13 protein-coding genes and 1 pseudogene are annotated in these 12542 nt (G+C 71.0%); 5 read left to right on the forward strand and 9 right to left on the reverse strand.

Features of this window, described 5'->3' with window-relative positions; translation table 11 throughout:
- Window positions 1-192 precede the first annotated feature (192 nt).
- Complete coding sequence (locus B3G12_RS00860; RefSeq protein ID WP_290498620.1) at window positions 193-2079, forward strand: ABC-F family ATP-binding cassette domain-containing protein; 1887 nt, start codon at window positions 193-195, stop codon at window positions 2077-2079.
- Window positions 2080-2164: 85 nt separating this feature from the next.
- On the opposite strand, the gene B3G12_RS00865 is transcribed toward B3G12_RS00860, so the two are convergent.
- From B3G12_RS00865 to rsmA, 7 genes are all read right to left on the reverse strand, one after another.
- Window positions 2165-2506 (reverse strand): hypothetical protein, encoded by a 342-nt coding sequence (locus B3G12_RS00865; RefSeq protein WP_055084317.1) that lies wholly within the window; start codon window positions 2504-2506, stop codon window positions 2165-2167.
- Between the two features lie 147 nt (window positions 2507-2653).
- Window positions 2654-3292 carry an HD domain-containing protein gene (locus tag B3G12_RS00870; RefSeq protein WP_055084315.1) on the reverse strand — a complete coding sequence of 213 codons (639 nt, stop codon included), beginning with the start codon at window positions 3290-3292 and terminating at the stop codon, window positions 2654-2656.
- A gap of 36 nt (window positions 3293-3328) precedes the next feature.
- Entirely contained in the window at window positions 3329-3637 is a 309-nt protein-coding gene (locus B3G12_RS00875) for an antibiotic biosynthesis monooxygenase family protein (protein WP_094393589.1), read from the reverse strand.
- Window positions 3625-3885, reverse strand: coding sequence for an NAD(P)-binding protein (locus B3G12_RS00880; RefSeq protein WP_290498623.1), 261 nt, complete (start codon window positions 3883-3885; stop codon window positions 3625-3627). The genes B3G12_RS00875 and B3G12_RS00880 overlap by 13 nt, the downstream gene beginning before the upstream one ends.
- A gap of 27 nt (window positions 3886-3912) precedes the next feature.
- Window positions 3913-5430: an RNB domain-containing ribonuclease gene (locus B3G12_RS00885; RefSeq protein WP_290498624.1), complete on the reverse strand. Its 1518-nt coding sequence runs from the start codon at window positions 5428-5430 to the stop codon at window positions 3913-3915.
- Between the two features lie 124 nt (window positions 5431-5554).
- A complete protein-coding gene (locus tag B3G12_RS00890) occupies window positions 5555-6628 on the reverse strand; it encodes a 4-(cytidine 5'-diphospho)-2-C-methyl-D-erythritol kinase (RefSeq protein WP_144942359.1) in 1074 nt (357 codons plus the stop codon).
- Window positions 6625-7599: a 16S rRNA (adenine(1518)-N(6)/adenine(1519)-N(6))-dimethyltransferase RsmA gene (rsmA, locus tag B3G12_RS00895; RefSeq protein ID WP_244944773.1), complete on the reverse strand. Its 975-nt coding sequence runs from the start codon at window positions 7597-7599 to the stop codon at window positions 6625-6627. Before rsmA ends, B3G12_RS00890 begins: the two co-directional genes overlap by 4 nt.
- Before the next feature lie 592 nt (window positions 7600-8191).
- Here rsmA and B3G12_RS00900 point away from each other — a divergent pair.
- A complete protein-coding gene (locus B3G12_RS00900) occupies window positions 8192-8386 on the forward strand; it encodes a hypothetical protein (protein WP_290498627.1) in 195 nt (64 codons plus the stop codon).
- Between the two features lie 126 nt (window positions 8387-8512).
- Here the strand turns inward: B3G12_RS00900 and B3G12_RS00905 are convergent, their stop codons facing one another.
- Both B3G12_RS00905 and B3G12_RS00910 read right to left on the reverse strand, forming a co-directional pair.
- Window positions 8513-9517, reverse strand: a complete 1005-nt coding sequence (locus B3G12_RS00905) for a TatD family hydrolase (protein WP_290498748.1) — start codon at window positions 9515-9517, stop codon at window positions 8513-8515.
- Between the two features lie 55 nt (window positions 9518-9572).
- Window positions 9573-10505 (reverse strand): GlxA family transcriptional regulator, encoded by a 933-nt coding sequence (locus tag B3G12_RS00910; RefSeq protein ID WP_144942362.1) that lies wholly within the window; start codon window positions 10503-10505, stop codon window positions 9573-9575.
- An 82-nt stretch (window positions 10506-10587) separates the two neighbouring features.
- On the opposite strand from B3G12_RS00910, the gene B3G12_RS00915 reads away from it, so the two are divergent.
- The 3 genes and pseudogenes from B3G12_RS00915 to B3G12_RS00925 form a co-directional block, all read left to right on the forward strand.
- The gene (locus B3G12_RS00915) at window positions 10588-11199 is read left to right on the forward strand and encodes a DJ-1/PfpI family protein (protein ID WP_144942363.1); all 612 of its coding nucleotides are present in this window, start codon (window positions 10588-10590) and stop codon (window positions 11197-11199) included.
- A gap of 32 nt (window positions 11200-11231) precedes the next feature.
- On the forward strand, window positions 11232-11675 hold the full coding sequence (locus tag B3G12_RS00920; protein WP_144942364.1) for a nuclear transport factor 2 family protein: 444 nt from the start codon (window positions 11232-11234) through the stop codon (window positions 11673-11675).
- Between the two features lie 216 nt (window positions 11676-11891).
- A pseudogene (locus B3G12_RS00925) lies at window positions 11892-12520 on the forward strand (integrase core domain-containing protein); the annotation flags it as partial.
- Window positions 12521-12542 lie beyond the last annotated feature (22 nt).

Below are 12542 nucleotides of genomic sequence, written 5' to 3' on the forward strand. Positions count from 1 at the left end.
ACTGTTCCCGCGGGTCCGGCGCCCGCACCTGTCTCCTGCATGGCACCCAGTGTCCCACGACACGCACGGGGCGCGGCGCCGGGGCCCCGCCGTGCCCCTGAGCCCACGGGCGCGCACCGACGCTCCCCCCGGGTGCCAGGGCGGGCAACCGCGGCACGGACCGCTCTCCCCCCGCGCTTGTATCCTTGGCGGGTGGCTCATCTGATCGGCGGAGAAAACCTGCACCTCGAGTACCCCACCAAGACCGTGTTCGACGCGGTCACCGTGGGGGTGAACGAGGGTGACCGGATCGGCATCGTCGGGCGCAACGGGGACGGCAAGTCCACCCTGATGCGCCTGCTGGCGGGGCGGATCCAGCCGGACTCCGGGAGGGTGACCGTGCGCTCGGGCACCACCGTGGGAATGCTGGACCAGGCGGACACCCTGGACCCGGAGCAGACGGTGGGCCACGCCGTCGTCGGCGACGTCCCCGACTACGTGTGGGCCGCGGACGCCAAGGTGCGGGACGTGGTCGAGGGCCTCGTCGCGGACGTGGACTGGGACACCCCCGTGGGCCGGCTCTCCGGCGGGCAGCGGCGCCGCGTGGCGCTCGCGAGCCTGCTGACCGGGGACTGGGACGTGATCTTCCTGGACGAGCCCACCAACCACCTGGACGTGGACGGCATCACGTGGCTCGCCAGGCACCTGAACTCGCGCTGGTCGAGGACCTCGGGCGCGCTGGCCGTGGTGACCCACGACCGCTGGTTCCTCGACGCCGTGTGCACGGACACGTGGGAGGTCCACGACCGCCTCGTGGAGCCCTTCGAGGGCGGGTACGCGGCGTACGTGCTGCAGCGCGTAGAGCGTGACCGCCAGGCCGCCGTGGTGGAGCAGAAGCGGCAGAACCTGATGCGCAAGGAGCTCGCGTGGCTGCGCCGCGGCGCCCCGGCGCGCACCTCCAAGCCGAAGTTCCGCATCGAGGCGGCCAACACCCTGATCGAGGACGTCCCCCCGCCCCGGGACACCGTGTCCCTGTCCCGCATGGCCGTCTCCCGGCTCGGCAAGGACGTGGTGGACATCGAGGACGTCTCGGTCGCCTTCCCTGCCGAGGACGGCTCCGGCGAGACCCGGGTGCTGCGTGACGTCACGTGGCTGATCGCCCCCGGCGAGCGCACCGGCATCCTGGGCGTCAACGGGGCGGGCAAGTCCACGCTGCTGGGCCTCGTCACGGGCGAGGTGGAGCCCACCTCCGGGCGGGTCAAGCGGGGTAAGACGGTGAAGATCGCCACGCTCACGCAGCAGCTGGACGAGCTCGCTGACGTGGCGCAGGACCGTGTCTCCGACGTGGTCGCGCAGAAGAAGACCTCCTACCTCACCGGCGGCAAGGAGATGACGCCCACGCAGCTGCTGGAACGCCTCGGGTTCACCTCCGCGCAGCTGAAGACCCCGGTCAAGGACCTCTCCGGCGGGCAGAAGCGGCGCCTGCAGCTGCTGCTGATCCTGCTGGACGAGCCCAACGTGCTGATCCTGGACGAGCCGTCCAACGACCTCGACACGGACATGCTCGCTGCCATGGAGGACCTTCTGGACACCTGGCCGGGCACGCTGCTGGTGGTCTCCCACGACCGCTACCTGCTCGAACGTGTGACGGACCAGCAGTACGCGGTGATCGACGGCCGATTCCGCCACCTGCCCGGCGGGGTGGAGGAGTACCTCAAGCTCTCGGCGTCCTCGGCCTCGGGCTCCGCGGCCGGGTCGAAGGGCGCGTCCAACCCGCTGGCGGGCGGCTCTGCATCCGCGGGCTCCGCAGCCCCGGGCACGGCGGCCTCGGATGCCGGTTCGTCCGGCGACGACGCCGCACCGTCGCGTCCCGCGCTCGGCGGCGCCGAGGCGCGTGCGGCCCAGAAGGAGCTCGGCGCCGTGGAGCGCAGGCTGCAGAAGCTGCAGAAGGAGACCGAGTCGCTGGACGCCACCATGGCGGAGGCGGACCCCTCCGACTTCGAGGGTCTCGGCAAGCTCGCGGCCCGGAAGTCCGAGCTTCAGGAGCAGGTCGACGAGCTCGAGATGCGCTGGCTCGAACTGGGCGAGGCGCTGGAGTAGAGGAGCCCCTACCCGACAGGCGGGCGCGGGCGCGGCGCCCGCCCAGTCGCGCCGCTCGGACACCACCGACCACGCCGGAAACGGATCACGGTCTTCGGTCCGCGCCACGGGACCGGTGGCGAGTTGCGAGAAGGGGATCGGGCGGCCCACGTGGCTCCCGCGGGCGGTGACGCGCGAGCGAGTGGCGCAGCGGCAGAAGCCCACCGAGCGAACCCACCGTGCCGACCTCCCCGACCTCGATGCGCCGGGCCAGCAGCCGCTTCAGCCGTCCGGGGCGCAGGGGCCGCACGTTCTCCGAGCGCAGGGCTGTCACGCGGGGGTCCGTCAGGGACGGGCCGTCCTCCACGTTGAGCAGGGCGCGGGCCGTGTGCCGCCAGCGCCCCGAATCGCAGCCGCCCACCACGGCGACGACGTCGAAAAGGTCCATGGGTGCCTTCTGGCTGTCGGAACCGACCGGGTCGAGTCCGGTCGGTGCTTGATAGTTATTCCCACAATTCCTGCCAGGGGCGACACCAGAAATCGCGGCCCCTGCCCGGCGAGTTCCGAGCGGGGCCGCGCAAGGCTGAAGGGAGACTCACTCGCTCCAGCCGTTGCCCTTGATGATCTCCACGAAGTCGTCCCGCTCGAAGCCGGGCTCGAAGTGTGCGAGGACGTCCGCGTTCATGGTGCCGAACGTGGAGCCCGGGCGGTGCGCCATGCCGTGGTGGAACGCGGAGAGGATGCGGTTCTTGAAGTCCGGGCGCGGGTGCAGCTCCACCACGGCTCGGCGGGCATCCTCGCTCACCTCGTCGAAGTGCATGCCCAGCACGTCCGTCTCCACGCCCGCGCTCACGAGGGCGACCTCCGGGGCCATGAACTCCGGGATCCCGGGAGTCGTGTGCAGGGCGATGCCGAGCCACGCGCTGTGCGCCCTGTCCCGGGACGCCCCGCGCTCCATGAGGAACTCGAAGACGTCGTTCGCGCCGTCCACCTCGAAGCGCAGCATCGACTCCTGGTGGTCCTGGGTGAGACCGCGGTCGTGGAACATGGCACCCGCGTAGAGCAGTTCATGGTCGACGCTGAGCTCCTGCGCCTGACCCACCAGCGCACCGAAGAAGAAGACCCGGCGGGAGTGGTGGTAGAGCAGGTCGTCCTCGGTGTCACGGATGTACTCGGTGATCTCGCGGGTCAGTGCGGTGTCCGGCACCGCGATTCCTGCGACGGTATCTGTCATGTCGGTTCTCCTTCGATGGTTGTGCGTGGGTGGGTGTTACGCGCCGAGGTCCACGACCTCGAACTCCAGCAGGGACGCCCCCGTGGCCACGGGCTTCTTGCCGCCGCCGTTCCCGCCAGCGTGGGCGGCCTTGGCGTTGCCGTCACGCCACGCTTCGAAGTCCTGCTGCGTGGCCCACGTCGTCACCACGAAGTAGCGGTTCTCCCCCGCCACCGGCCGCAGCAGCTGGAAGCCCTCGAAACCGGCCTGGCCGTCCACTGTGTGCTTGCGGGCGGCGAAGCGCGCCTCCAGCTCCTGGCCCGATCCCTCCGGGACCTCAATGGCGTTGATCTTCACGACGGACATCTGTGCCTCCTCGTCGGTGTGCTGACCCGTCCACTGTAGGCACAGCCCCCACGAGCTAACGTGAGGTGCGCGGCGGAACCGGACCGGGCGGCGGCGTCGTCGTCGTCGTCGTACATGGTGAAGGTCTGCAGCCCGAGGCTCGCGGCGAGCAGATCGGCGGCGGTGAGCCCGGAGGTTCCGGCCCCGACGACCTCGACGTCGTGGCTGCCAAGCAGCGGTGCCTGTTCTCCAGCGGTGATCTTGTGCATGTGGTCCTCCTGTGCGGTAGGGGGCACTCAGTGCTGCGGGACAGGGCTCTGACCGGGCGTCGCCTCCGGGGCCTGCCGCGGCGTCGTCCCCTGCACCAGCTCGAACTCGCTGCGTCCCTCGGAGACGTCCACGTTGGCGAGCCGCACGGTGATGGCGCCGCCCAGCGGCAGGCCGGGGACGGCCAGGGAGACCTCCACCGCGGGGTCCCGGATCACGATGGTGCCACGCGAGCCGTCCGGCTTCACGTCTACGACCGTGGCTGTGAAGGCCTCCCCCGCATGGGGTGCGAGGGTCATGGCCTCGACCATGTTCACGATGCCCCGCTCGTAGGCAGAGGCCGTGCGGCTGGACGCGGCCATCTCCGCCGGAAGCTGCGGCAGGGCGGCGAGCACCCAGTCGGGAACGGGACGCCCCGCGCTGATCGCCAGGCAGATTTCGCTGCCGTAGCGGTCCACGAGACGGCGCAGGGGCGCGGTCACGTGGGCGTACGGCGTCGCCAGTGCGGAGTGGGCACGCTGCTCGGGGAGCGCACCGTTGAAGGCCTCGTAGCCGGCGCCCCGGAACAGCAGGGTGCACGAGTACAGCATTGCGGCGTGCGCCCCAATCTCGGGGTCGAGTCCGTGCACGAAGTCCGGATAGCTCATGTCCCCGGGCCACGGGATGCTCAGGGCCTCGGCCGTGGTTCGCAGCTTGCGGACGGAGGACTCTGCGGCGGGTGGCAGCGTGCGCAGCAGGCCCACGCGGGCGTCGAGCATCAGACGTGCGGCGGCGATCCCCGTGAGCAGGGAGATCTGGGCGTTCCAGCCCTCCACCGGCAGGGCGCTGCGGTGCACCACGTGCCACTGTTCCTGCTCCACCACCACCTCCTGCTCCGGGATGCGCAGGCTCACGCCGCCGCGCTCACGCTCGATCCGCTCCCGCAGCTGCCCCACGGTGCGCAGCAGCTGCCACGCCTGCGGGGCGGTCCCCGCGTCCAGCTGCTCCTGCACCTCGCGGTAGGTCAGCTGGACACGGCTGCGCACCAGCGAACGCGTGACGGGGGTGCTCTCCAGCTCGCCGCGGGCATCCAGCCCCAGGCACCACAGCACGGCGGGACGGTCCTGCCCGGGCAGCAGGCTCGCCGTGTCCTCCGAGAGCTCCGGTGGGTGCAGCGGTGTGCGCTGGTGCGGCGCATAGAGGGTCTGGCCGCGGCGGTGCGCCTCGAGGTCCACGGGGTCCCCCGCCGTCACGAACGCCGCGACGTCCGCGATGGCGTACCAGACCGTGAAACCGCCCTCCGTCTGCTCGATGAACACCGCCTGGTCGAGGTCCCGAGATCCCTCGGGGTCGATGGTCACCAGGGCGAGGTCGGTGTGGTCGGCCCGCTCCTCCTTCGGGACCGGGGAGCCCGGAGCACCCGGTGGGAATGGGGCTGCGGCCCGGGTGGCAGCGGCGTGGACCTCCGGCGGGAAGTCGTCAGGGATGCCCAGCTCACGACGCAGGGCGTCCAGCGCGGCGACGAGCGGTGGCGGAACGGGACGGGCCTGCTGCGGACGGATGGCCATGCTGACTCCTCACCGGCGGCGGAACCGCGCCCCACCGGGCACCGGGGTCAGGCCCCGGGACCCGACACCGTGGTGACGCGGCCGTGCTGTCCCGATTGTGCCCCCGCCCGCGCCGGGCCACCAGTCACCCGGCGGATTCGACCCGCGCGCCCGGTGCCGGGGCGACCACGGCGAGCGCACGACGTCCTTCCCGCCCGAACGCGCCGACGAACGCCTGCGCGTCCTCGGCCGTGGCGGCCAGGAAGCACACCGTGGGCCCTGATCCGGAGACCCACCCCACCACAGCTCCCAGTTCCACCCCGTGCTCCAGCAGGGTCGCCAGTTCGGGGAGGAGGTGGACTGCCGGGGCCTGGAGGTCGTTGCGGACGAGAGCTGCCAACCGGGGCGCGCTGCCGTGGGCCAGCGCGTCGAGGACCTCGGCGGAGACGGGGTCCGGGGCGGTGCCGGCGGGTTGCTGCTCCACGATGCGGGGGATCATGACGGTGCGGTCTCCCGAGGTCAGTCCCGGAACGCCGTTCGCCGCGTCCCACTGCCGGTAGACCGCCGGCGTCGAGAGCCCCTGGTCCTGGGGGACGAAGACGAGGTGCAACCGGGCGTGCGCCGCAACGGGCTCAAGTTCGGTGCCCGTGCCGCGGCCGATCGCCGCACCCCCGAGGAGCATGAAGGGCACGTCCGCGCCGAGCGCCGCCCCGATCCGGTGCAGCTCCTCAGCCGTCAGCGGCCGGGTTCCCAGGTGGGAGGCCAGCAGCTGGTTGACCGCGACCAAAGCGGCGGCCGCGTCCGCGGACCCGCCGCCCATTCCTCCCGCGACCGGCACCGCCTTGCGCAGGTGCAGGCGCAGCCCCGGCACGGGAATCCCGAGCTCCGCACACACCGCGAGCGCGGCACGCACCGCCAGGTTGCTCTCGTCCAGCGGAATGTCAGCCAGGCGGGCCGTTCCCTCCTCCACCATCCGCTCGTACGCGCTGTCCGGAGCCGGTTCGACCGTGACGACGGCGCCGCTGCCGCGCCGCGCCAGAGCCGGGTCCAGGCTCGCGGACACCGTCTCCCGCAGGTCCACCGCCACGAACAGCGTCTCAAGCGGGTGGTAGCCGTCCGCGGTGGGGCTGCCCACGTGGAGGACGAGGTTCGTCTTGGCAGGTGCGCTCGCCGTGACGGTGGGGTGGGTCTCGGCGGCGGTTGCGGCGGCCCCGGTCATGCCCCTTCCTCTGGGTGCTGGTCGGACGTGAACGACGGGGTGGGGGCGTCCAGCGGCGCGGTGGAGGCGAGCGGTGCAGCGGTGCCTTCCGGCGCATCTTCGGGGACGGCGGCGTCGGCCTCGGCGATGCGCGCGAAGTCCGCGACGTCCAGCTTCTCTCCGCGCTCGGTGGGCTCCACCCCCGCTGCGCGCAGCACCCGCTCGGCCCGCGCACCGGAGCCCGCCCAGCCGCTCAGGGCCGCGCGAAGGGTCTTGCGGCGCTGGGCGAACGCGGCGTCGACCACGGCGAACGTGGGTACGCGCAGGCTCTCGTCGGCGGGAGGCTCCCGGCGGTCGAGGCGCACGAGCCCGGACGCGATCTTGGGCGCGGGCCAGAACACGTTCTTGCCGATCACCCCGGCCTTGCGCACGTCCGCGTACCAGGAGGCCTTCACGGACGGCACGCCGTACACGCGGGACCCGGGACCGGCGGCCAGACGGTCCGCGACCTCGTCCTGGACCATCACCAGCCCGTGGCGCACCGTGGGGAACGTCTCCAGGATGTGCAGCAGCACGGGCACGGCCACGTTGTAGGGCAGGTTCGCGACGAGCGCCGTGGGTTCCGGGCCGTCCCCCAGGTCCCGGACGCGGGCGGCATCGGCCTCCACCACCGTCAGACGGTCCGCGGCCTCCGGGAAGAACCGGGCCACGGTCGCGGGCAGCTGCCGGGCCAGGGGCGGGTCGATCTCCACTGCGGTCACGGACGACGCCGCCGCCAGCAGCCCCAGCGTCAGCGACCCCAGCCCGGGCCCCACCTCCAGGACGTGCTCCTCAGGTCCCAGGTGGGCGGCCGCCACGATGCGCCGGATGGTGTTCGGGTCGATCACGAAGTTCTGACCCAGGGTCTTGGTGGGGCGGATGCCCGCCTGCTCGGCGAGTTCCCTGATCTCCGCGGGCCCCAGGAGCGGTCCGTCTGTGCTGTGCTCGGTCACCGGACAATCCTACGGGCAGGGCGGGCAGGGCGGGCGGGGCACGGTGGGGTTGCCCGGGGCCCGTGCAACACCCGAGGCGCGAAACGCCCGGCAGGCGTTCGATGCAGCGGGCACTTCGTGCCGTAGATGTTCCGCAGCGGGGGCACTGCGGAATCCAGCCCGGTCTGGTGCACCCCCGTCGGACTCCGGCAGCGACCGGCAGGGGGTGGCCGGTGGGTGATGGAACTCCTTGGCGAGAGACATCCTCCTCGGGGCAGTGATCTCAGGCGGGCCCGGGAGTGGTGGGTGCACCTGGCATGGCGCACCCGACACCACTGCGGGCTCGAGGGGGTCCGCAGCACCAGGTCCTACGGCCTGGATCCGGTGAGGGGCCCGTAAGGAACCCTGCTGACCGATCCAGGGGAGGCTCTGGTGGTGACCCCCGGCGTGGTCCGTCTGCCTCATCGAGAACCGTCTCCTCCGGCTGCCGCCCGCCTCCCGAGCTGTCGTGGCGGTCCGTGCGGCACTGCAGCGCAGCGCTGCCGGGACGTGGTCGCCCATGAAGACGCTCGTGCGGCTGATCTCGGTGCACGCGGGGTTTCCCCCACCGATCATGGACCACAGAGTGGCCACCGGCTACGGCGACCGGCACCTGGACCTCGCCTGGCTGCAGAGCATGACCGCTCTCGAGTTCAACGGTCGGGTCCACGGCCAGGACCACGGCGCCTGCAGGGACGAGATGCACAGGCTGGAAGTCCTGCGGGACGAGAGGTGGGCCTTGCGGGGATGCTGGTCCACGATGACCTGAGGGACCGCGCCTCGTGACGAGTGGCTGACGTGGCTGGCCCGCCACCTGTCCACACGCCGCTTTGCTACCCAGAGGACCCCGTCACTGTGGAACGCGGCACAGCTGTCGCAGATCTCAGAAGCCCCTCTAGAACTGCCCGTAGACCCGCTCCGAGTTGTCCCAGATCCGCCCGCACAGAGTCTCCAGGTCCGTCTCCAGCTGCTCGGCCATGCCCCGCACCGTGTAGTTGACCATGTAGGGGGCGTTCGGGCGGCCGCGGAACGGGTGGGGAGTGAGGAAGGGGGCGTCCGTCTCGCACAGCACCAGCGCCGGGTCAGCCACCCGCAGGGCCGCCTGCAGGGGTTTCGCATTCTTGAACGTCACGGTCCCGGCGAAGGACATGTACCACCCGTTCTCGTTGCACACCCGCGCAAGCTCGGGGTCCCCGGAGAAGCAGTGGAACACCGTGCGCTCGGGTGCCCCGGCATCGCCCAGGACGCGCAGCACGTCCGCGTGGGCGTCCCGGTCGTGGATCTGCATGGCCAGCCCGTGGCGCTTGGCGATCTCGATGTGCGCGCGGAAGGACTCCTCCTGCGCGGGGATGCCCTGCTCGGACGTCTGGGCGCGGTCCATGCCGGTCTCCCCGACCACCCGCACCCGGTCTTCGGCGGCCAGCGCGTCGATCTCCCGCAGCGCGTCCTCGAGGGTTCCCACGAGCGCGAGCTCCGGTGTCTCGTTCGGGTGCACTGCCACCCCGGCGAGCACACCGGGCACGGCCTGGGCGGCGTCCACGGCGAAGCGGGAGGACTCGACGTCGCACCCCGCCTGCACCACCCCGGCCACGGAGGCGCCCCGCGCGGTGCCCACGGCGTCCGCCACGGAGACCCGCACGAGTCCGTCCTGCATGTCCAGGTGCGTGTGGTTGTCCACCACCGGGTGCGGCAGCGGCGCCGGCAGTGCCGGGAACACGAGGTTGCGGCGCTGGCCCTGCGGGTCGGTGTGCGCCCGCCGCTCGGTGCCCTCGCCGCTGGCGACATCCTCCCCGGCGTCCAGCGCGTAGCGCTCCGGGCGGTAGGCCCACGGGGTCTCGCCGACCACCGCCTCGCGGGGTGCATCGGCTCGGAACACGGTCTCGGTCAGGGGCGTCTCGATCACCCTCCCACGATAGGCGACCATGTCCTGACCGGAGAGGTTGATCGACCCGTCCTTAGCCAGCGCGGAACGTGCGCCGGTAGTTCGTGGGAGTCACGTCGATCTCTCGCCGCAGGTGACGCCGTAGCGTGCTGGCTGTTCCCAGGCCGGTGCGCTGGGCAATGACGTCGACTGGCAGGTGGCTGTTCTCCAGCAGGTGTCGGGCGGCAAGGACTCGCTGGTGCAGGATCCATTGCAGGGGGCTCTGCCCCGTCTCGGCAGCGAAGCGTCGCGCGAGCTGCCGCTCGGACAAGTGCGCATGGCGGGCCAGGTCGGCAACGGTGAGGCTCTGGTCGAGGTGGTCCACGATCCAGTCGGTGAGTTCGGCGAAGCCATGTGTTGTGGGAGCTGCCGCTGGCTCGATGTATTGGGCCTGGCCACCTGCCCGGTGGGGCGGTACCACCATGCGGCGGGCGATACGGGTGGCGACCCGCGCCCCAAGGTCCTCGCGCACCAGGTGCAGGCACAGGTCGATTCCGGCGGCCACGCCGGCACTGGTGGCGACCTGTCCGTGGTCGACGTAGAGCACATCGGGCTGCACCGTGAAGTTGGGGTACAACCGCTGCAACTCCACGGCGTCCTGCCAGTGCGTGGTGGCCGTCAGCCCGTCAAGGAGCCCGGTTGCAGCGAGGGCGAAGGCGCCAGTGCACACCGACGCGATGCGCGCACCCCTCCGGTGTGCATCGCGAACTGCCTCGAGTGTCGCGAGCTGTGGCCGTTCGTGAGGTCGGTAGCCGGGGATGATGATCGTGTGGGCGTGGTCCAGCGCATCCAGGCCATGGACGGCACCAATGCTGAATCCGCTGGAGGTCATGACGTCGTCACCATCGGGCGTCACCACCTCGAAGGTGTACTCCTCCTCCGCGGGGTGCCCGAAGACCTGGGCAACCGTCGACAGGTCGAAGGCAACCACTCCGGGCAGGGCGAGGGCGACGACGTGGTGTGGCATGCAGCGATCATGGCAGGAATTGCGTGCACTGCGTCATTCCAGCTGCTCGCACTGGACGGGGTGCCCCGGCAGGGTTGAGGCCATGAGCAAGCGCATAGTGATCGACCTGTTCGACGGCGCGGAGGAACTCGACGCCGTCGGCCCGTGGGAAGTGCTGTCGTACTGGACCCAGGCGTATCCGGAGGATGGCTGGCGGGTGGACCTCGTCACCGATGACGGCCAGACCCGCCGGTGCGCCAAGGGACTCCAGGTGGTGCCCACCGGAGCCAAGGCCGACGTGCCGCGCCCCGACCTCATCGTGGAGCCGGGAGGACGCGGCGCCAGGGCACGCCTCGCGGACACTGATCACCTGCGGTGGCTACAAGATGCCGCCGAGAACCGTGCCCTGGTGAGCAGTGTCTGCACCGGCGCCCTGGTACTTGCCGCCGCAGGGCTCCTGCACGGACGCCCCGCCACCACCCACCACGCAGCGTTCGAGGAACTCCTCGCCCTCGACCCGACCATCACGCCATGCCCTGACCAGCGCTGGGTTGACGATGGGCAGATCGTCACCGCCGCCGGCGTCTCGGCAGGCATCGACATGGCCCTTCACCTCGTCGGACGACTCGCCAGCCCCGAACGCGCCCGACAAGTACAGGACGGTGTCGAGTACCACCCGGCGCCGCGCACGTCGCCAATGCCCACAAACCACTGACACATCCCATTCCCAGATCACGGAGTACTCACATGACCGAAACCCGTAACCCCATCCCACCGTTCACCGCCGAAACCGCCGCCCGGAAGGTACAGGCCGCCGAGGACGCGTGGAACACGCGCGAGCCCGAGAAGGTCGCGCAGGCCTACAGCGTCGACACCGTCTGGCGAAACCGTGACCAGACGATCACCGGCCGCAACCAGGTGATCGCCTTCCTCACCGCCAAATGGGATCGGGAACTCGACTACCAACTCCGCAAGAACCTGTGGGCGTTCACCGACGACCAGATCGCCGTGCGATTCCAGTACGAATGGCACGGCCATGACGGACAGTGGTGGCGCTCCTACGGCAACGAACTGTGGCGCTTCGACGCACAGGGCTACATGACCCATCGCGAGGCCAGCATCAACGACCGTCCCATCGGCCAGGAGGAGCGACGCGTCACCCCAGGCCGGGGCGAGCTTCCCACCTGGTGACGCCCCGCCGGCCCACGCCCGGATGCCCCCAGTGTGCCGAAACGACGTGCGGGTGCATGTCTCGGGGCTGGACCATCCGCGCGACAGCACCGGCCAGCTGGCCGGCGACCGCAAGGTCGCCGGCCACTTCGCATCTGAATGGCTCTACGTGTTCCGCCCCCAACGCCGTTCTCACACCCCACCACTGCCTGATTGCCGGCCGTCCCGTGGTTGAGGAGGGCTGGCCGGTCACCGAACAAGACCAGCCAGGCCACGACCAAGCGCTGCATCCAGCTCCGGCTGCGTCTCCGCTAAGGACCGGTCCCGTTGACCAGTCGGCTGGGGATCGCGCCATCGACGGTCCACCGGAACCTTGTCGATGCCCGCCTGAGCCGGCTCTCGCACGTCGACCGCTCCACCGGTGAACCCGTCCGCAGCTACGAGCACGACCACCCCGGGGCGATGCTCCACGTCGACGTGAAGAAGCTCGGCAACATCCCCGACGGCGGAGGCTGGCGCTACGTCGGCCGCCGTCAAGGTGAGAAGAACCGGGCCGCCACACAGGGCAAGCCCCGCAACAAGTACGCCCATCCGTTGATGGGCAAGGCTTTGGTTCACACCGTCACCGATGACCACTCCCGCGTCGCCCACGCCGACCTCGGCGTCACGCACAAGCGGACCCGTCCGTATCGGCCGCAGACCAACGGCAGGATCGAACGCTTCCACCGAACCCTGGCCGACGGTCGGGCCTACGCCCGCTGCTACGCCTCCGAAGCCGAACGCCGGGACGAGCTCGACGGCTGGACTACGACAACCACCACCGGCCACACACGGCTTGCGGCAACCAGCCGCCGTTCTCACGGTTGGCCAACGTCCCCGGTCAGTACA

The organism is Kocuria sp. UBA5001 (genome assembly GCF_002398425.1).
In the GTDB taxonomy this organism is placed as follows: Bacteria; Actinomycetota; Actinomycetes; order Actinomycetales; family Micrococcaceae; genus Kocuria; species Kocuria salsicia.

Coding starts and splice junctions, on each gene's coding strand:
- B3G12_RS00865 (WP_055084317.1), bottom strand. CDS start 2,506: ATGGACCTTTTCGACGTCGTCGCCGTGGTGGGCGGCTGCGATTCGGGG.
- B3G12_RS00870 (WP_055084315.1), bottom strand. CDS start 3,292: ATGACAGATACCGTCGCAGGAATCGCGGTGCCGGACACCGCACTGACC.
- B3G12_RS00875 (WP_094393589.1), bottom strand. CDS start 3,637: ATGTCCGTCGTGAAGATCAACGCCATTGAGGTCCCGGAGGGATCGGGC.
- B3G12_RS00880 (WP_290498623.1), bottom strand. CDS start 3,885: ATGCACAAGATCACCGCTGGAGAACAGGCACCGCTGCTTGGCAGCCAC.
- B3G12_RS00885 (WP_290498624.1), bottom strand. CDS start 5,430: ATGGCCATCCGTCCGCAGCAGGCCCGTCCCGTTCCGCCACCGCTCGTC.
- B3G12_RS00890 (WP_144942359.1), bottom strand. CDS start 6,628: ATGACCGGGGCCGCCGCAACCGCCGCCGAGACCCACCCCACCGTCACG.
- B3G12_RS00900 (WP_290498627.1), top strand. CDS start 8,192: ATGGACCACAGAGTGGCCACCGGCTACGGCGACCGGCACCTGGACCTC.
- B3G12_RS00910 (WP_144942362.1), bottom strand. CDS start 10,505: ATGCCACACCACGTCGTCGCCCTCGCCCTGCCCGGAGTGGTTGCCTTC.
- B3G12_RS00915 (WP_144942363.1), top strand. CDS start 10,588: ATGAGCAAGCGCATAGTGATCGACCTGTTCGACGGCGCGGAGGAACTC.
- B3G12_RS00920 (WP_144942364.1), top strand. CDS start 11,232: ATGACCGAAACCCGTAACCCCATCCCACCGTTCACCGCCGAAACCGCC.